Here is a 17,200-nt window from a genome sequence, read left to right on the forward strand (position 1 = left end):
CCGATACACCGAACAGAAGAGCACCTTATGGGCAAGGCAACCGGTTTTCTGGAGTTCGAACGCCGCCACGAGGCGTACGAAGCACCGCTCACGCGCGTGAAGCACTACAAGGAATTCGTCGCGGCACTGACCGACGCGGACGCGAAGGTCCAGGGCGCGCGCTGCATGGATTGCGGCATCCCGTTCTGCAACAACGGCTGCCCGGTCAACAACGTCATTCCGGATTTCAACGATCTCGTTTACCGCCAGGACTGGCAGCAGGCGATCGAAGTCCTGCATTCGACCAACAACTTCCCCGAGTTCACGGGCCGCATCTGCCCGGCGCCGTGTGAAGCGGCGTGCACGCTCGGGATCAACGACGATCCGGTCGGCATCAAGTCGATCGAGCACGCGATCATCGACAAGGCCTGGGCGGAAGGCTGGGTGAAGCCGCAGCCGGCCGAGCACAAGACCGGCAAGAAGGTCGCGGTCGTCGGTTCGGGCCCCGCGGGCCTCGCCGCCGCGCAGCAGCTCGCGCGCGCCGGCCATGACGTGACGGTGTTCGAGAAGAACGATCGCGTTGGCGGCCTGCTGCGTTACGGGATCCCTGACTTCAAGCTCGAGAAGTGGCTGATCGATCGCCGTATGCGCCAGATGGAAGCGGAAGGCGTGACGTTCCGCACCAGCGTGTTCATCGGCAAGGATCCGTTGCCCGAATCGATCGGCAGCCTCGCGAAGGAAACCATTTCGCCGGACAAGCTGAAGGAAGAATTCGACGCGGTCGTGATCGCCGGCGGTTCGGAAACGCCGCGCGACCTGCCGGTGCCGGGCCGCGAGCTTGCCGGCGTCCATTTCGCGATGGACTTCCTGCCGCAGCAGAACCGCGTGAACGCGGGCGACAAGCTCGTCGACCAGCTGCTCGCGAAGGGCAAGCACGTGATCGTGATCGGCGGCGGCGATACGGGTTCGGACTGCGTCGGCACGTCGAACCGTCACGGCGCGAAGCAGGTCACGCAGTTCGAACTGCTGCCGCAGCCGCCGGAAGAGGAAAACAAGCCGCTCGTGTGGCCGTACTGGCCGATCAAGCTGCGGACGTCGTCGTCGCACGAAGAAGGTTGCGAGCGCGACTGGGCGGTCGCGACGAAGCGTCTCGAAGGCAAGAACGGCAAGGTCGAGAAGCTGATCGCCGCGCGCGTCGAGTGGAAGGACGGCAAGATGCAGGAAGTGCCGGGCTCCGAGTTCGAGCTGAAGGCCGACCTGGTGCTGCTCGCGATGGGCTTCACGCAGCCGGCAGCCACCGTGCTCGAGGCATTCGGTGTCGCGAAGGACGCTCGCGGCAATGCGCGTGCGGCGACCGAAGGCGATCGCTCGTACTACACGTCGGTGGACAAGGTGTTCGCGGCAGGCGACATGCGTCGCGGCCAGTCGCTCGTCGTCTGGGCGATCCGCGAAGGCCGCCAGTGCGCGCGCTCGGTCGACGCGTACCTGATGGGGCATTCGGAACTGCCGCGCTGAGCTGAAGTGCGAGGCGGTTTCGATCAAAACCGGACGTCCGAAAGGGCTTCCGGTTTTTTTATGGGGCGCGAGTCTGCGACGATTGGCTGGCAGGGGTTTTCCGTGAGTTTCCAGTGATTAATTGGGCATCAATTAAATCGACCATTTATAAAATCAAAAATATCGATATGTATCTCGAAAACAGAGGTTGAATCGAGATCTGCCGCCGCCTATAGTGACTTTGGTCCGATTAATTCGGGCATATTGAATGGTCAGGTTTTCATACCCTTTGGAGAAAATCATGGCGTATGTATCGATGTCATTTCAGTTTACGCAGGATCCGACGCGTGTCCTCGGTGTTGCCCAGAACAATACCAACGGCAGCGTGATCGGCCCCAATGCCCCGGTGCAGCTGCGTTACTTCACCGACCCGAATGTGCAGACCTTGTGGGACTACGATCCCACCCACGGTTTCATCATTCTCGACTTCAGCGAATCGAACGGCGGGGGCAAGCTGGCGGTCGATTTCGCCGACGGCAAGGTCGCCCCCGAAACCCCGCTGGTCCTGCGCCCGTTCACGGGAGCGCCTTCGCAGCGGTGGAGTATCTCGATTCGCCCCGGCTACATCACGTCACTCGCCAACACCGGCCTCGTGATCGACGATCATTACGATAGCCTGCAAGCCAACAACCTCGTCTGGGCGTTCCCCTACAACGGGACCCACGCACAGCAATGGACGCCGGTTCATGCCTTCCAGGCAGTCGCCGAAAGAGCGCCCCAATCGCTACGAGCATAAGGATTGTTTGCGGTCGCCGCGGGTAGAGTGTGCCCGTGGCGATCCGCGCCGACTGACTCCGACGCATGCGCGTTGTCGACCGTCGAATTCTTTAACGGCAATCAACCGGCATCGCCGGAAACTGCATTGGATCTGCACGATTTATCTCTATTTTTCGTGATCGGGCATTTTGGTTGGTCTGTCGTGATTAATGGATATCAAAAAATTCTGCTTAAAGGACAATTTCGTTTTTCATCACTATTTCTGTCTGGTGATTCACTATTGCGACTGTTTTCGGGTGTCGCAAATCGCGAATCGCCCGCTGCGGCATCCGCTTCGGATCGCTGCTCGGCGCCGAGCCAGCCTCGCCGTGTGACGAAGAGCAGGACTCGGGGCATGACGCAAGTCCCAGGCATGCGCGTGTCGCCCGCCCTCCCGCCGCGTACCCCCGCCATTTTCCCGAAGCGTCGCCTAACCTGATCGCATCGGGCATTGATTTCCCGCGATTCCGTTTTCTTTCATTTTGTAATATTCCTTGGAAACTGTCATATCATGTCGCCCCTCCGGCCGCGTTCGCGCGCAGGCCGCACATGACCGACCCAATTTACAAGGACTCTGGATGGAAGCATTCATGCATGGGCTGATCGACGCCGTCAACGGCGTGCTGTGGAACTATGTGCTGATCGCGCTGCTGCTCGGCTCCGGCGCGTGGTTCACGTTGCGGTTCCGGATGATCCAGCTGAAGGCGCTGTTCCTCAGCATCAAGCTGGTCGGCAGCAAGGGCGAGCCGGGCAGCATCTCGTCGTTCCAGGCGTTCGCGACCGGGCTCGCGAGCCGCGTCGGCACCGGCAACATCGCCGGCGTCGCGGTCGCGCTGACGGTCGGCGGCCCGGGCGCGATCTTCTGGATGTGGATGACGGCGCTCGTCGGGATGTCGTCGGCGTTCGTCGAGGCGACGCTCGCGCAGATCTTCAAGGTGTCGCACCCGGACGGCAGCTATCGCGGCGGCCCCGCGTACTACATCCAGACGGGCCTGCGTTCGCGCGCATTCGGCGTGCTGTTCTCGCTGTCGCTGATCCTCGCGTTCGGCTTCGTGTTCAATGCGGTGCAGGCCAATGCGATCGCCGACGCATTCCACACGTCGTTCGGCTGGAGCCGCGAGACGGTCGGCCTCGGCCTCGTGCTGCTCACCGCACCGCTCATCTTCGGCGGAATTCGCCGCATCGCGTCGGTCGCGCAGGTGATCGTGCCGGTGATGGCGATCGGCTACCTCGCGCTGGCGGTCTATGCGGTCGCGACACACATCGCGCTGGTGCCGGACGTGCTCGCGCTGATCGTGAAGAGCGCGTTCGGGCTCGAGCAGGCGGCCGGCGGCCTGACCGGCTTTGCGGTCAGCCAGGCGGTCGCGATGGGCGTGAAGCGCGGGCTGTTTTCGAACGAGGCCGGCATGGGCAGTGCGCCGAACGCAGCCGCGACCGCGAGCGTGCGCCATCCGGTCGTGCAGGGGCTGATCCAGATGCTCGGCGTATTCGTCGACACGATCGTGATCTGCAGCGCGACCGCGTTCGTGATCCTGCTGTCGGGCCAGTACGAACTCGGCACCGGCATGGAAGGCGCGGCGCTCACGCAGCGCGCGATCGCGAGCCACGTCGGCGGCTGGGGCGGCATCTACATGGCCGTCGCGATCTTCTTCTTCGCGTATTCGTCGGTGATCGGCAACTACGCATATGCGGAAGGCAACGTCGAGTTCATCACGAAGCGGCGCGGCGTGCTGCCGCTGTTCCGCGTCGCGGTGCTCGGGATGGTGATGTTCGGCAGCGTCGGGCAACTGCCGCTCGTGTGGGCGATGGCCGATACGAGCATGGGGCTGATGGCGATCGTCAACCTGGTCGCGATCCTCGCGCTCGGCAAATATGCGCATGCCGCGTGGCACGACTATCGTCGCCAGCGCGCGCAGGGCATCGCCGATCCGGTATTCACGCGCAATACGATTCCCGAACTTGCCCGCGTGCTGCCGGCCGACGTGTGGGGCGAGCACGGCCCGGTGCCGCGGCGCCAGGCGTCGGCCGAAGCCGCGGGTGGGGCAGAGGCAGAAGCGGCGGCAGAAGCGGTGGCTGAAACACGCGTGGCGGTGCGCGAGTCATGAATGGCGACCGGCTCCGTGCGTTCGTCGCACTGATGCCGGATCCGGCATCGCGCGACGCGCTGCATGCGTTGCCGGTCACCCGCGGCGCGCGCCGTACGCTGCCCGCGCAACTGCATGTGACGCTCGCGTTCATCGGCGCGATCGAACGCGCACGCTGCGACGCGCTGGCCGCACACCTGCCGGCGCTCGCGGCCGCGCACGCGCTGCCGTTGCAGCCGGTCGAGCGGATTGCGTGGTGGCCGAGCCTGCCGCGTGCGCGGCTGATCGTCGCGGAACTCGCTGCCGAGCCGGCCTGTGCGGCGCTGAATGCCGACTTGTCCGCGCTGCTGCGCGAATTGGGCGTGCCGGCCGACCGCCGGCCGTTCCGGCCGCACGTGACGCTCGCGCGGCTGCCGCACGATGCTGACGGACAACCCGCGCACGGCGGCGCCACCGGCCGGCCGGTCGCGCTGCGCTTCGTCGCGCTGACGCTGTTCGAAAGCCGGCTGTCGCACGACGGCGTGTCGCATGTGCCGATCGTGTCGGCACCGGTCGCGCCGGCGGTGCGAGAGGACGGGTAGGGGCGGGAGAGGAGGCCGGCGCAGCGCGCGCCGGCCTTGTGCTGCTGACCGTTGGCCGTTACGCGGCGACCTTGTCGTTATCGGTCACGCGCTCGACGTTGATCGTGCCGACGTGGAACGCGGAGAGCGACTCGCGGTGCGCGATGCTGACGATCGCGGCCTGCGGCAGCCGTTCGGCGAACAGATGATAGAGCCGTGCTTCGTTGTCGGCGTCGAGCGCGCTGGTCGCTTCGTCGAGGAACAGGAAGTCCGGCTTGTGCAGCAGCACGCGCGCGCCGGCGAGACGCTGCTGTTCGCCCGGCGACAGCACGCGCGTCCAGTGGCCGGTTTCGTCGAGGCGCTCGACGTAGTCAGCGAGGTGGCACGCGCGCAGCGCGTCGCGGCACGCGTCGTCGGTGAACGCGTCGGGCGCGGCCGGGTAAGTAAGGGCGGCCTTCAGCGTACCGATCGGCAAATAGCTGGTTTGCGGCACGAACATCATCCGCGCGCCGACGGGCGCGTCGATCGCGCCGTCGCCGAACGGCCAGAGGCCCGCGAGCGCGCGCATGAACGTGCTCTTGCCGGAGCCCGACTTGCCGATCACGAGCCAGCGCGAGCCGGGCTCGATCGTCACGTTGCCGATGTTCGCGAGCGCGTTGCCGTTCGGCAGCGCGAGCTTCAGCGCCGACGTCGACAGCTTCGCGGCATCGACGTAGTGCAGGTTGATGCCGCCGTGCTCGGTCGCGGGCGACAGGCTTTCCTTCAGGTGCGACGTGCCCATCACGCGCTTGAATTCACGCAGACGGTTGACGGTGGCGCGCCATTCGACGAGGGTCGAGTAACTGTTGATGAACCACGAGAACGAATCGCTGACGGTGCCGAACGCGGACGAGATCTGCATCAGCACGCCGAACGAGAACGCACCGGCGAAATAGCGCGGCGCCGCGACGACGAGCGGGAAGATGATCGCGATCTGCCCGTAGAAGCTCAGCACGAACGTGAGGCGCTTCGTGTACTTCATCACGCGCCACCAGTTGTCGCGAATGCGCGTGAACAGGCTCTGCGCATTGACCGTCTCGGTCTTTTCGCCGTCGTAGAACGCGATCTGCTCGGCGTTCTCGCGCACGCGGATCAGTCCGAAGCGGAAGTCCGCCTCGACGCGCTGCTGCTGGTAGTTGATCGACACGAGCGGGTGCCCGACCTTCTGGATGATCAGCGAGCCGACCACCGCGTACAGCGCGGCGGCCCAGACCATGTAGCCGGGGATCGTGATCGGCGTCGCGCCGAGCGAAAACGTCAGCGCGCCGGCGAGCGACCACAGGATCGTGATGAACGACACGAGCGTGACGACCGTCGACAGCAGGTCGAGCGACAGCGCGAGCGTCGTCGTCGCGAACGACTGGAGATCGTCGGTGATCCGCTGGTCGGGGTTGTCGGCGAGCCGGTCGCGTTCGATCCGGTAGAACGCGCGATCGCCGAGCCACTGGCCGAGAAAGCGGTCGGTGAGCCACTGGCGCCAGCGGAACCCGAGCATCTGGCGCAGGTAGCGGCCGTACACCGCGAGAATGATGAAGCCGAACGCGAGCGCGGAGAACTGCATCAGCAGGTTCGGAAAGTCGTGGACGTTCTTCGACTGCAGCGCGTTGTAGAACGCCGCGTTCCACTTGTTCAGCTGCACGTTGATCCAGACGACGCAGAGATTGATCACGATGATCGTGACGAGCAGCGTCCACGCGATTTTCCATTCGGACGACACCCAGTAGGGCTTGATGAGGCTCCATGCGGATACCGGGCGCTCGTCCTGCGGCGCGTCGGAGGCGGAGCGGACGGGATCGATCGATTGGGTCATGTGCTTCCTGATGAGTAGCCGGCGCGCGGGCCGGGCGTAGCCGGGCGCGCGCCGCGATAAGGCATGCCGGGACGAGGTGCCGACTGACGGCGGGCGTCCGGATGGTCGCCCGCCCGTCTTAAACGGCACTTAAGGCCGGCGGTGATGCGGCAACCGGCAGCTTGTGCGACCGGCCTGCGGGCATTGTGCCAGAGCGGCGCAGCGCGACGTCGAATTTGCCGCAAGGGGGACAGTTTGCGGCGCTTTCCGCTTTTATGGTCTAATGGCCGACGACGAAACAGGGGTGCTTCGAGCGCGGCCGACGGACAATTCCGGGCGACGCGGCGAGGCTGAGAAAGACCCTTCGCACCCGATCCGGGTAATACCGGCGAGGGAAGTTTCTGATCCCGCCGGGTCGCGCTGGCTGCCATCCCACATGGTCAGCGCCCGAGTCCCGCCCGGCCGGCCTTTGCTGCCGGTTTCGTCCTTTTGGGTACGCGCATTTGCGCGTTACGGAAGGAATGATGACCGCACAATCTTCAGTCTTTTGCGCTGTTCCCGATCCGCTGTCGCGTGTGTCTGCACGAGGCGGCGCGCGCACGTCGGCGTCCGTCGCACGGGCCCGCGCGGTTCGCGGGGAGGACGCGCGATGAACATCCACGCTTCCCGGCCGGATTTCGCGGTGCTCGGCGGCGGCCTCGTCGGCCGCCTGATCGCGTGGCGGCTCGCCGGCGACGGGCATCGCGTCGCACTGTACGAGCGCGGCGGCCCGGACGGCGAGCAGTCGGCCGCGTGGATCGCGGCCGCGATGCTCGCACCGCTCGCCGAGGCCGCAAGCGCCGAACTATTGATCACCGAGCTCGGGGCCGCGTCGCTCGCGCGCTGGCCGCAATGGCTCGCGGAACTGCCCGAACCGGTGTTCTTCCAGCATCACGGTACGCTCGTCGTCTGGCATCACGCAGATCGCGCGGAGGCGCCGCTGTTCGAGCGGCGCCTCCGCGCGAACGCGCCGGCCGAGCTGTTCGACGGCGGCTTCGTCGCGCTGGCCGGCGCGCAGGTCGACGCGGCCGAGCCCGCGCTCGCCGGGCGCTTCGCGCGCGGGCTGATGCTGCCGCGCGAAGGGCAGCTCGACAACCGGCAGGCGCTGCACGCGCTTGCGGCGGGCCTCGCGCAGCGCGGCGTCGAGCTGCACTGGCACGCGACCGTCGACGACGCGAACCGTCCTGACGCGCATTTCACGATCGACTGCCGCGGGCTCGGCGCCAAATCCGCATTGCCGGCGCTACGCGGCATCCGCGGCGAAGTCGCGCGCGTGCGGGCGCCCGGAATCGGGCTCACGCGGCCCGTGCGGCTGCTGCATCCGCGTTATCCGCTGTACATCGCGCCGAAGCAGGACGACCTGTACGTGATCGGCGCGACCGAGGTGGAGGGCGAGGACATGTCGCCCGTCAGCGTGCGCTCGGCGCTCGAACTGCTGAGCGCGGCATTCTCCGTGCACCCGGCGTTCGGCGAGGCGCGCATCCTCGAACTCAATGCACAGTGCCGCCCGACGCTGCCCGATCATCGCCCGGCGGTGATCTGGGACGGCGCGACGACGCTCGCCGTCAACGGCCTGTACCGGCACGGCTTCATGATCGCGCCGGAAGTCGCGCATGCGGCGGTCGCGTTCGCGCGAGCCGCGCTCGGCGGCGCGTTCGCCGATGCCGACGCGTTCGCCGCGTGGCGCGATGCCGCGCGCTGGCCGACGCTTCTTCATCACCGCGACGACGCGCGCCAGCCGGCCTGAGCGCGCGCCGCCGACCGAATTCGATCAAGCTCCATGGACATCCAGATCAATCAACAGACGCTGACGCTGCCTGACGGCGCGACGGTGGCCGACGCGCTCGCCGCGTACGGCGCGCGTCCGCCGTACGCGGTCGCGCTGAACGGCAATTTCGTCGCGCGCACGCAGCATGCGGCGCGCGCGCTCGCGACGGGCGACAAGCTCGACGTGGTGCACCCCGTCGCGGGCGGCTGAGCGCCGCCGGTTCGCCCCGCTCTTCCAGGAAAACGACATGACGTCCCTCACTTCCGCCGACGCGCTCACGCTGTACGGCGAAACCTTCGCAAGCCGCGTGCTGCTCGGCACGTCGCGTTATCCATCGCTGCAGTCGCTGTCCGATTCGATCGCGGCGTCGCGTCCCGGGATGGTGACGGTCGCGCTGCGCCGCCAGATGACCGGCGGCACGGCCGAGGCCGGCTTCTTCGACCTGCTCAAGCGTCACGCGGTGCCGCTGCTGCCGAACACGGCCGGCTGCCAGACCGTCGCCGAGGCCGTGACGACCGCGCACATGGCGCGCGAGGTGTTCGACACCGACTGGATCAAGCTCGAGCTGATCGGCGACGACTACACGCTGCAGCCCGACCCGGTCGGGCTGATCGAGGCGGCTGCGCAACTGGTCAAGGACGGCTTCAAGGTGCTGCCGTACTGCACCGAGGATCTCGTGATCGGCCGGCGCCTGCTCGATGTCGGCTGCGAGGCGCTGATGCCGTGGGGCGCGCCGATCGGCACCGGCAAGGGCGTCGTGAATCCGTACGGGCTGCGCGTGCTGCGCGAGCGGCTGCCGGACGTGCCGCTGATCGTCGATGCGGGGCTCGGCGTGCCGTCGCACGCGTGCCAGGTGATGGAGTGGGGCTTCGACGGCGTGCTGCTGAACACCGCCGTGTCGCAGGCCACGCATCCGGAAATCATGGCGCGGGCGTTCGCGCAGGGCGTGGAGGCCGGCCGCGCGGCCTACCTCGCCGGGCCGATGGATGCGCGCGAGACCGCGCACGCGAGCACGCCGGTCGTCGGAATGCCGTTCTGGCATCAGGACGGGAGCGGCGCATGAGCGCGCGCTTCGCCGATGCGTTCTGGCCGCCGGCCGACGAACTGGCCGAAGCGGCCGAACGGATTCGTGCGCGCCTGGGCGACTGGCCGGCCGCCACGGCGTCGTGGCGGCTCTGCGTCGCGACGCCCGACGTGCCGGCCGACGGCGACGTGCTGATCGTGTCGGCTGGCGACCATATCGCGCAGGCACGCGCGTCCGCCGCGTCGCGGCCCGCGTCGCCGGACACGATCGCGATCGAATTCGACGAGCGCGGCGCGGCACTGCATGCCGCGGGCGTGCGCCACGCGCTGGAGGCCGCGCATCCGCTCGCCGACGACTGGATCGCGGCCCTTGCCGCGTTCCTCGACTGCGGCTTCGCGCCGATCGACGCGCTGGTGCTCGCGCTGGCGTGGCGCGACGGCGACGAAACGCGCGCCGCCGACGCATGGCCGGTCGATGCCGCACGGTTCCCGCGCGTTACCGGTCTGGCCGCGGCCCCGGAACCGGCATTTCCACCGTGCCCGGCGCAACTCGGCCTCTATCCGGTCGTCCCCGATGCCGAATGGGTCGAGCGCGTGCTCGATTGCGGCGCGCGGACCGTGCAGCTGCGCGTGAAGGGCGCGAGCCCCGACGCGCTGCGCCGGGAAATCGCGCGCGCGGTCGCGGCAGGGCGCAGGTATCCCGATGCGCGCGTGTTCATCAACGATCACTGGCAGATCGCGGTAGAAGAGGGCGCGTACGGCGTACATCTGGGTCAGGAAGACCTGGAAACGGCCGACCTCGCCGCAATCGCGCGCGCCGGCCAGCGGCTCGGGCTGTCGAGCCATGGTTATTACGAGATGTTGCGGGCATTGCACGAGCGCCCGAGCTATCTGGCGCTCGGTCCGGTGTATGCGACCGCGACCAAGGCGGTCGCGGCACCGCCGCAGGGTCTCGCGCGGATTGCCCGCTATGCGCGCTTCGCGGGCGCTCGGGCGCCGCTCGTCGCGATCGGCGGCGTGGGGCTCGATGCGCTGCCGGACGTCCTGGCGACGGGCGTGGGCAGCGTGGCGGTAGTCAGCGCGATCACCGGTGCCGGCGATTATCGGGCGGCGGTTGTTGCGTTGCAGCAATGCTTTGCCCGACAATTTGACAATCATTGACCGCAGGGCCCGGAACGCCGTCACGACATCATTCCAATGCAGGCCCTATAATTCGGCGTTCTGCGTAAAAGGACTGTCAGCTCCGTGAGCCCCACTCCTACCGACACATTGCTGGAACTTCGCGACGTCGACTTTGGCTATGGCGAGCGCCTCGTCCTGTCGAACCTGAACCTGCGCTTCGGGCGCGGCCAGGTCGTCGCCGTCATGGGCGGGTCCGGTTGCGGCAAGACGACCGTGCTGCGCCTGATCGGCGGCCTGGTGCGCGCGAGCCGCGGCCAGGTTCTGTTCGACGGCGCCGACGTCGGCGCGCAGACGCGCGACGGCCTGTACGCGCTGCGCCGCAAGATGGGCATGCTGTTCCAGTTCGGCGCGCTGTTTACCGACATGTCGGTGTTCGAGAACGTCGCGTTCACGCTGCGCGAACACACCGACCTGCCCGAAGACCTGATCCGCGACCTCGTGCTGATGAAGCTGAACGCGGTCGGGCTGCGCGGCGCGCGCGACCTGATGCCGTCCGAGGTATCGGGCGGGATGGCGCGCCGGATCGCGCTCGCGCGCGCGATCGCGCTCGACCCGCAGCTCATCATGTACGACGAGCCCTTCGCGGGCCTCGACCCGATCTCGCTCGGCATCACCGCGAACCTGATCCGCACGCTGAACCAGGCGCTCGGCGCGACGTCGATTCTCGTCACGCACGACGTGCCGGAATCGTTCGCGATCGCCGATTACGTGTATTTTCTGGCCAATGGCGGCGTGCTCGCGCAGGGGACGCCCGACGAGCTGCGCGCATCGACCGACCCGAGCGTGCGCCAGTTCATCGACGGCGCGCCGGACGGCCCGTTCAAATTTCATTACACGAGCCCGCCGCTGGCGGCGGACTTCGGGCTCGGCGGAGGGCGCGCATGATCAGCGCGATCGGACGTTACGTCATCGGCGGCCTCGTGCGCGCGGGCTACGGCACGCGGCTGTTCGTGCGCCTCGTGCTGGAATTCTTCCCGCTGCTGCGCCGGCCGCGGCTGGTCACGAAGCAGATTCACTTCCTCGGCAACTATTCGTTCGTGATCATTGCCGTGTCGGGCCTGTTCGTCGGCTTCGTGCTCGGCCTGCAGGGCTACTACACGCTGAATCGCTACGGCTCCGAGCAGGCGCTCGGCCTGCTGGTCGCGCTGTCGCTCGTGCGCGAGCTCGGGCCGGTCGTGACCGCGCTGCTGTTCGCGGGCCGCGCGGGCACGTCGCTCACGGCCGAGATCGGCCTGATGAAGGCCGGCGAGCAACTCACCGCGCTCGAGATGATGGCCGTCGACCCGGTCAAGACCGTGATCGCGCCGCGCCTGTGGGCCGGCATCATCGCGATGCCGCTGCTCGCGGCGATCTTCAACGCGGTCGGCGTGCTCGGCGGCTATTTCGTCGGGGTCGTGCTGATCGGCGTCGATCCGGGCGCGTTCTGGTCGCAGATGCAGGGCGGGGTCCAGGTGTGGGCCGACGTCGGCAACGGCGTGATCAAGAGCATCGTGTTCGGGTTCGCCGTGACCTTCATTGCGCTGTTTCAAGGGTATGAAGCGAAGCCCACGCCCGAAGGCGTGTCGCGCGCGACGACCAAGACGGTCGTGTTCGCGTCGCTCGCCGTACTCGGCCTCGATTTCCTGCTGACCGCGCTGATGTTCAGCTAAGCCTCAGCCAAGCCAAATTTTGGGATGACGATGAAAAAGACTGCTCTCGACTTCTGGGTCGGCCTGTTCGTGGTGGTGGGCTTCCTTGCGGTGCTGTTCCTGGCGCTCAAGGTCGGCAACATGAGCTCGCTGTCGTTTCAGCCGACCTACTCGGTGCGGATGAAGTTCGACAACATCGGCGGGCTGAAGCCGCGCGCGGCCGTGAAGAGCGCCGGCGTGGTGGTCGGCCGCGTGAAGACGATCGGCTTCGACACGAACACCTACCAGGCGCTCGTGACGATCGACGTCGACGGCCAATACCAGTTCCCGAAGGATTCGTCGGCGAAGATCCTGACGTCCGGCCTGCTCGGCGAGCAATACATCGGCCTCGATCCGGGCGGCGACACCGAAATGCTGAAATCGGGCGATACGATCACGATGACGCAGTCGGCGATCGTCCTCGAGAACCTGATCGGCCAGTTCCTGTACAGCAAGGCGGCCGACGCGGGCGGGGCGAAGCCGGCGTCAGGGGCATCGGCCGCGCCTGCCGCGCCCGCACCGGTGGCGGTGCCGGCGTCCGCGGTGTCCGGGTCGGCCGGCCAATAACCACACGAGAGAACGACAAGAGGGTAATGACCATGCAGACGATCCGCATCAGGCACGCCGCGCTCGCCGTGGCGGCAGTAGCCGCGTTGAGCGGTTGTGCGACCGTGCAGACGCCGACCAAGGGCGATCCGCTCGAAGGCTTCAACCGGACGATGTACACCTTCAACGACAAGGTCGACACGTACGCGCTGAAGCCGGTCGCGAAAGGCTACCAGTACGTGGTGCCGCAGCCGGTGCGCGACAGCGTGACGAACTTCTTCTCGAACATCGGCGACGTCTACATCGCGGCGAACAACATCGTGCAGCTGCGGATCGCGGACGGGGTCGGCGACATCATGCGCGTCGTGATCAACACGGTGTTCGGCGTCGGCGGCCTCTTCGACGTCGCGACGGTCGCGAAGCTGCCGAAGCACACGGCCGACTTCGGGGTCACGATGGGCCGCTACGGCATGCCGTCGGGCCCGTATCTCGTGCTGCCGCTGCTCGGCCCGAGCACGGTGCGCGACACGGCCGGCCTCGGTGTCGACTACGTCGGCAACCCGCTCACCTACGTGAAGCCGGATAGCCTGAGCTGGGGCCTGTTCGGCGTGAACCTCGTCAACACGCGTGCGAACCTGCTGGGCGCCGGCGACGTGCTGGATGCCGCGGCGCTCGACAAATATTCGTTCGTGCGCAACGCGTACCTGCAGCGTCGCCAGATGCTCATCAACAACGCGCGCGGCGAGGCTGCGACGACGTCGAGCAACGACGCGCTGCCGCAGTACGAACTGCCGGACGACGGCGCGGCTGCGCCGGCAGCGGGAGCAACCGGCGCAGCCGGTGCGGCTGGCGCTGCGGCAGTCGGCGGCGCGACGGCGCCGGCGGCGCCCGCGGGCGCATCGGGTGCGGCGGTTGCCGTACCGGCGTCGGGCAGTGCCGAAGCGCCGAACCCGGCGAGTGCAACCAATGTGCCGGCGATGCAGATGACGCCGCCGTCGCCGGGCGGGTTCCGCTTCCCGAGCATCAAGCTGCACTGACGAGCTTACATTCGTTACAGCCGGAAACGATTCAGTCGGTAGCGCACGCGAACTTGCGCGTAAGCTACCGTCTCCAACCTTCGCATCGACTCTTCATGCAGGTCACTATGATGAAAAAACTGTTCCTGATTCCCGTTTTCGCGGCGCTGTTCTCGTTCGGCAGCGCGGCTCACGCGCAAGTCGACCAGTCGAACCCGCAGGCGCTGATCAAGACGGCGACGCAGCAGGTGCTCGACGAGGTCAAGCAGCAGACGATCAAGCAAGGCGACACCAATCGCATCATCACGATCGTCAATAAGGACATCCTGCCGTACACCGATTTCCGCCGCACCACGCAGCTCGCAATGGGCCGCAACTGGCGCACGGCGTCGGCCGAGCAGCAGCAGCAGGTCCAGGAGCAGTTCAAGCTGCTGCTGATCCGCACGTACTCGGGCGCACTCGCGCAGCTCAAGCCGGACCAGCAGATCCAGTACCCGCCGTTCCGCGCCGATCCGGCCGACACCGACGTCGTCGTGAAGACGGTCGCGATGAACAACGGCCAGCCGGTCCAGATCGACTACCGCCTGTACAAGACGGCCAACGGCTGGAAGGTGTATGACCTGAACGTGCTCGGCGCGTGGCTGATCCAGACGTACCAGCAGCAGTTCAACGAGAAGATCCAGCAAAGCGGCGTCGACGGCCTGATCAAGTTCCTGACGCAACGCAACCAGGAACTTGCCGCCGGCAAGCAGGCGTCGTGAGCGGCTTCGCAGCCGGCTCCTCGCTGACCGTCGCGAGCGCGAAGTCCGCGCTCGCGGACGGCGTCGCGCGCATCAACGCGGGTGCGACCGCCGTCGATTGCGCGGCGCTGACGCAGTTCGACTCGTCCGCGCTCGCCGTGCTGCTCGCATGGCAACGTGCCGCCAAAGCGCGCGGCACGACCCTCGACATCCTCAATCTCCCTCCGAAGCTCGCCAGCCTCGCGCACGCCTACGGCGTCAACGCGCTCATCGACGGCACCGGGCGACATTGACCCTGTCCGACCGAAGCCTGCCGCGCCCGCCGGCGCGCGCACGCTTCCGGGCGCGCGCCTGCGGCGCCCGCTCCGCCAGCCGGTTTGCCCTATAATCAAGCGTTTTGCGGGGCAGCCAATCGGCGTCCGGCCCCCATTTTCATTCGCAGCAAGCACAGAATAGGCGTCGCGGCCGTTGCGCCGCGCACAGTCATGTCAGCCATAGAAATCCGTCACGTCAAGAAGCGCTACAAATCGCTTCAGGCGCTCAAGGGCGTCAGCCTGTCGGTCGAGGAAGGCGAGTTTTTCGGTCTGCTCGGCCCGAACGGCGCAGGCAAGACCACGCTCATCAGTATCCTCGCCGGGCTTGCCCGGGCCGATGAAGGCAGTATCTCGGTGCGCGGCCACGACGTCGTCAAGGACTTCCGCGGTGCGCGCCGTGCGCTCGGCATCGTGCCGCAGGAACTCGTGTTCGACCCGTTCTTCACCGTCCGCGAGACGCTGCGGATCCAGTCCGGCTATTTCGGGCTGCGCCGCAACGACGACTGGATCGACGAAGTGATGGCCAATCTCGACCTCACCGAGAAGGCCGACGCGAACATGCGCGCGCTGTCGGGCGGGATGAAGCGCCGTGTGCTGGTCGCGCAGGCGCTCGTGCACCGGCCGCCCGTGATCGTGCTCGACGAGCCGACCGCCGGCGTCGACGTCGAACTGCGCCAGACGCTGTGGCAATTCATCTCGCGGCTGAACCGCGAGGGCCACACGATCGTCCTGACCACCCATTACCTCGAGGAAGCCGAGTCGCTGTGCGACCGCATCGCGATGCTGCGTCGCGGCGAAGTCGTCGCGCTCGACCGCACCGACGCGCTGCTGCGCCGCTTCGCGGGGCTGCAGCTGTACCTGCGGCTCGCGACGGGCGCACTGCCTGCCGAGCTGCGCGGGCTGGAGACCGATCCGGCCGCGCGCGCGCCGGGCGAGCATCTGCTGCGCCTCGCGAGTTACGACGATGTCGAACGCATCCTCGCGCAATGTCGCGCGGCGGGCTGCACGTTCGACGAGATCGAAGTTCGCAAGGCGGATCTCGAGGATGTGTTCGTCCAGGTGATGAACGGGGCAGAAGTCGTCGAGGGATTGGCATGAACGGTTTTCAAACGCTGTTCTACAAGGAACTCCTGCGTTTCTGGAAGGTGTCGTTCCAGACGGTGTGCGCACCCATCGTCACGGCGCTGCTGTACCTGACGATCTTCGGCCACGCGCTGTCGGGCCGCGTCGAGGTGTATCCGGGTGTCGAGTACGTGAGCTTCCTGGTGCCCGGCCTCGTGATGATGAGCGTGCTGCAGAACGCGTTCGCGAACAGCTCGTCGTCGCTGATCCAGTCGAAGATCACCGGCAACCTCGTGTTCGTGCTGCTGCCGCCGTTGTCCTACAAGGACTTCTTCGGCGCATACGTGCTCGCGTCCGTCGTGCGCGGGCTCGCGGTCGGCACGGGCGTGTTCGTCGTGACGATCTGGTTTGTCCCGATGCATTTCGCGGCGCCGTTGTTCATTATCGCGTTCGCGCTGCTCGGCTCGGCGATCCTCGGCACGCTCGGGCTGATCGCCGGGATCTGGGCCGAAAAGTTCGACCAGCTCGCCGCGTTCCAGAACTTCCTGATCATGCCGCTGACGTTCCTGTCCGGCGTGTTCTATTCGACGCACTCGCTGCCGCCCGTGTGGCGCGAGATCTCGCGTCTCAATCCGTTTTTCTACATGATCGACGGCTTCCGTTACGGGTTCTTCGGCGCGTCCGACATCAACCCGCTCGCGAGCCTCGCGATCGTCACCGGTTTCTTCGTGCTGCTCGCGATATTCGCGATGCGGCTGCTCGCGACCGGCTACAAACTGCGTCATTGATATCGAAGGCCGCGGCCGCCACGGGCGCCGCGCGCCGACAGGAGCCCCTCATGTTGCCGACTCCCGAACAGGTCAAGCAATACATCGCCGGCGGTCTCGCCTGCACTCATCTGGAAGTCGAAGGCGACGGCCAGCATTTCTTCGCGACGATCGTGTCGGCGGCCTTCGAAGGCAAGCGGCCGATCCAGCGGCACCAGCTCGTCTATGCGGCGCTCGGTGATCGCATGAAGCAGGAAATTCACGCGCTCAGCATGAAGACGCTGACGCCCGCCGAATGGCAGAACGCATAAACCG

General features: G+C 66.8%; 19 protein-coding genes and 1 riboswitch. Of the genes, 18 read left to right on the top strand and 1 reads right to left on the bottom strand.

Features of this window, described 5'->3' with window-relative positions:
• Window positions 1-27: 27 nt before the first annotated feature.
• From C7H84_RS12325 to thpR, 5 genes are all read left to right on the top strand, one after another.
• Complete coding sequence (locus C7H84_RS12325; RefSeq protein WP_121859063.1) at window positions 28-1,494, top strand: glutamate synthase subunit beta; 1,467 nt, start codon at window positions 28-30, stop codon at window positions 1,492-1,494.
• A 280-nt stretch (window positions 1,495-1,774) separates the two neighbouring features.
• Window positions 1,775-2,269 (top strand): RICIN domain-containing protein, encoded by a 495-nt coding sequence (locus C7H84_RS12330; protein ID WP_162999265.1) that lies wholly within the window; start codon window positions 1,775-1,777, stop codon window positions 2,267-2,269.
• 72 nt (window positions 2,270-2,341) lie between these two features.
• Window positions 2,342-2,728: a hypothetical protein gene (locus tag C7H84_RS36335; protein WP_162999266.1), complete on the top strand. Its 387-nt coding sequence runs from the start codon at window positions 2,342-2,344 to the stop codon at window positions 2,726-2,728.
• 139 nt (window positions 2,729-2,867) lie between these two features.
• Entirely contained in the window at window positions 2,868-4,394 is a 1,527-nt protein-coding gene (locus C7H84_RS12335) for an alanine/glycine:cation symporter family protein (protein ID WP_121859065.1), read from the top strand.
• Window positions 4,391-4,954: an RNA 2',3'-cyclic phosphodiesterase gene (thpR, locus tag C7H84_RS12340; RefSeq protein ID WP_121859066.1), complete on the top strand. Its 564-nt coding sequence runs from the start codon at window positions 4,391-4,393 to the stop codon at window positions 4,952-4,954. Before C7H84_RS12335 ends, thpR begins: the two co-directional genes overlap by 4 nt.
• Window positions 4,955-5,012: 58 nt before the next feature.
• Here thpR and C7H84_RS12345 read toward each other — a convergent pair whose 3' ends face one another.
• The gene (locus C7H84_RS12345) at window positions 5,013-6,782 is read right to left on the bottom strand and encodes an ABC transporter ATP-binding protein/permease (protein WP_121859067.1); all 1,770 of its coding nucleotides are present in this window, start codon (window positions 6,780-6,782) and stop codon (window positions 5,013-5,015) included.
• Window positions 6,783-7,051: 269 nt separating this feature from the next.
• A riboswitch (TPP riboswitch) is annotated at window positions 7,052-7,175 on the top strand.
• 235 nt (window positions 7,176-7,410) lie between these two features.
• Here C7H84_RS12345 and C7H84_RS12355 point away from each other — a divergent pair.
• From C7H84_RS12355 to C7H84_RS12415, 13 genes are all read left to right on the top strand, one after another.
• Complete coding sequence (locus tag C7H84_RS12355) at window positions 7,411-8,547, top strand: FAD-dependent oxidoreductase (RefSeq protein WP_121859068.1); 1,137 nt, start codon at window positions 7,411-7,413, stop codon at window positions 8,545-8,547.
• A gap of 33 nt (window positions 8,548-8,580) precedes the next feature.
• Window positions 8,581-8,778, top strand: coding sequence for a sulfur carrier protein ThiS (gene thiS, locus C7H84_RS12360; RefSeq protein WP_014898319.1), 198 nt, complete (start codon window positions 8,581-8,583; stop codon window positions 8,776-8,778).
• Window positions 8,779-8,815: 37 nt separating this feature from the next.
• Window positions 8,816-9,631 carry a thiazole synthase gene (locus tag C7H84_RS12365; RefSeq protein WP_121859069.1) on the top strand — a complete coding sequence of 272 codons (816 nt, stop codon included), beginning with the start codon at window positions 8,816-8,818 and terminating at the stop codon, window positions 9,629-9,631.
• Window positions 9,628-10,752 (top strand): thiamine phosphate synthase, encoded by a 1,125-nt coding sequence (gene thiE, locus C7H84_RS12370; RefSeq protein ID WP_121859070.1) that lies wholly within the window; start codon window positions 9,628-9,630, stop codon window positions 10,750-10,752. Before C7H84_RS12365 ends, thiE begins: the two co-directional genes overlap by 4 nt.
• A gap of 84 nt (window positions 10,753-10,836) precedes the next feature.
• Complete coding sequence (locus C7H84_RS12375) at window positions 10,837-11,658, top strand: ABC transporter ATP-binding protein (protein WP_121859071.1); 822 nt, start codon at window positions 10,837-10,839, stop codon at window positions 11,656-11,658.
• Window positions 11,655-12,422, top strand: coding sequence for a lipid asymmetry maintenance ABC transporter permease subunit MlaE (gene mlaE / locus C7H84_RS12380; RefSeq protein WP_044845965.1), 768 nt, complete (start codon window positions 11,655-11,657; stop codon window positions 12,420-12,422). The genes C7H84_RS12375 and mlaE overlap by 4 nt, the downstream gene beginning before the upstream one ends.
• Window positions 12,423-12,446: 24 nt before the next feature.
• A complete protein-coding gene (gene mlaD, locus C7H84_RS12385) occupies window positions 12,447-13,007 on the top strand; it encodes an outer membrane lipid asymmetry maintenance protein MlaD (RefSeq protein ID WP_121859072.1) in 561 nt (186 codons plus the stop codon).
• 32 nt (window positions 13,008-13,039) lie between these two features.
• Window positions 13,040-14,023 carry a VacJ family lipoprotein gene (locus C7H84_RS12390; RefSeq protein ID WP_121859164.1) on the top strand — a complete coding sequence of 328 codons (984 nt, stop codon included), beginning with the start codon at window positions 13,040-13,042 and terminating at the stop codon, window positions 14,021-14,023.
• Between the two features lie 110 nt (window positions 14,024-14,133).
• Window positions 14,134-14,763 carry an ABC transporter substrate-binding protein gene (locus tag C7H84_RS12395; RefSeq protein ID WP_044846000.1) on the top strand — a complete coding sequence of 210 codons (630 nt, stop codon included), beginning with the start codon at window positions 14,134-14,136 and terminating at the stop codon, window positions 14,761-14,763.
• Window positions 14,760-15,035, top strand: coding sequence for an STAS domain-containing protein (locus C7H84_RS12400; protein ID WP_121859073.1), 276 nt, complete (start codon window positions 14,760-14,762; stop codon window positions 15,033-15,035). The genes C7H84_RS12395 and C7H84_RS12400 overlap by 4 nt, the downstream gene beginning before the upstream one ends.
• A gap of 192 nt (window positions 15,036-15,227) precedes the next feature.
• A complete protein-coding gene (locus C7H84_RS12405; RefSeq protein WP_121859074.1) occupies window positions 15,228-16,154 on the top strand; it encodes an ABC transporter ATP-binding protein in 927 nt (308 codons plus the stop codon).
• The gene (locus C7H84_RS12410) at window positions 16,151-16,906 is read left to right on the top strand and encodes an ABC transporter permease (RefSeq protein WP_121859075.1); all 756 of its coding nucleotides are present in this window, start codon (window positions 16,151-16,153) and stop codon (window positions 16,904-16,906) included. The genes C7H84_RS12405 and C7H84_RS12410 overlap by 4 nt, the downstream gene beginning before the upstream one ends.
• Before the next feature lie 50 nt (window positions 16,907-16,956).
• Window positions 16,957-17,196, top strand: a complete 240-nt coding sequence (locus tag C7H84_RS12415; protein ID WP_006477131.1) for a BolA family protein — start codon at window positions 16,957-16,959, stop codon at window positions 17,194-17,196.
• Window positions 17,197-17,200: the final 4 nt, after the last annotated feature.

It is taken from the genome of Burkholderia sp. Nafp2/4-1b, assembly GCF_003635165.1.
GTDB lineage: Bacteria > Pseudomonadota > Gammaproteobacteria > Burkholderiales > Burkholderiaceae > Burkholderia.

Bases quoted from the DNA above. Each gene is read 5' to 3' on its own strand.
- C7H84_RS12325 (WP_121859063.1), top strand. From the start codon at position 28: ATGGGCAAGGCAACCGGTTTTCTGGAGTTCGAACGCCGCCACGAGGCG.
- C7H84_RS12330 (WP_162999265.1), top strand. From the start codon at position 1,775: ATGGCGTATGTATCGATGTCATTTCAGTTTACGCAGGATCCGACGCGT.
- C7H84_RS12335 (WP_121859065.1), top strand. From the start codon at position 2,868: ATGGAAGCATTCATGCATGGGCTGATCGACGCCGTCAACGGCGTGCTG.
- thpR (WP_121859066.1), top strand. From the start codon at position 4,391: ATGAATGGCGACCGGCTCCGTGCGTTCGTCGCACTGATGCCGGATCCG.
- C7H84_RS12345 (WP_121859067.1), bottom strand. From the start codon at position 6,782: ATGACCCAATCGATCGATCCCGTCCGCTCCGCCTCCGACGCGCCGCAG.
- C7H84_RS12355 (WP_121859068.1), top strand. From the start codon at position 7,411: ATGAACATCCACGCTTCCCGGCCGGATTTCGCGGTGCTCGGCGGCGGC.
- thiS (WP_014898319.1), top strand. From the start codon at position 8,581: ATGGACATCCAGATCAATCAACAGACGCTGACGCTGCCTGACGGCGCG.
- C7H84_RS12365 (WP_121859069.1), top strand. From the start codon at position 8,816: ATGACGTCCCTCACTTCCGCCGACGCGCTCACGCTGTACGGCGAAACC.
- thiE (WP_121859070.1), top strand. From the start codon at position 9,628: ATGAGCGCGCGCTTCGCCGATGCGTTCTGGCCGCCGGCCGACGAACTG.
- mlaE (WP_044845965.1), top strand. From the start codon at position 11,655: ATGATCAGCGCGATCGGACGTTACGTCATCGGCGGCCTCGTGCGCGCG.
- mlaD (WP_121859072.1), top strand. From the start codon at position 12,447: ATGACGATGAAAAAGACTGCTCTCGACTTCTGGGTCGGCCTGTTCGTG.
- C7H84_RS12390 (WP_121859164.1), top strand. From the start codon at position 13,040: ATGCAGACGATCCGCATCAGGCACGCCGCGCTCGCCGTGGCGGCAGTA.
- C7H84_RS12395 (WP_044846000.1), top strand. From the start codon at position 14,134: ATGAAAAAACTGTTCCTGATTCCCGTTTTCGCGGCGCTGTTCTCGTTC.
- C7H84_RS12405 (WP_121859074.1), top strand. From the start codon at position 15,228: ATGTCAGCCATAGAAATCCGTCACGTCAAGAAGCGCTACAAATCGCTT.
- C7H84_RS12410 (WP_121859075.1), top strand. From the start codon at position 16,151: ATGAACGGTTTTCAAACGCTGTTCTACAAGGAACTCCTGCGTTTCTGG.
- C7H84_RS12415 (WP_006477131.1), top strand. From the start codon at position 16,957: ATGTTGCCGACTCCCGAACAGGTCAAGCAATACATCGCCGGCGGTCTC.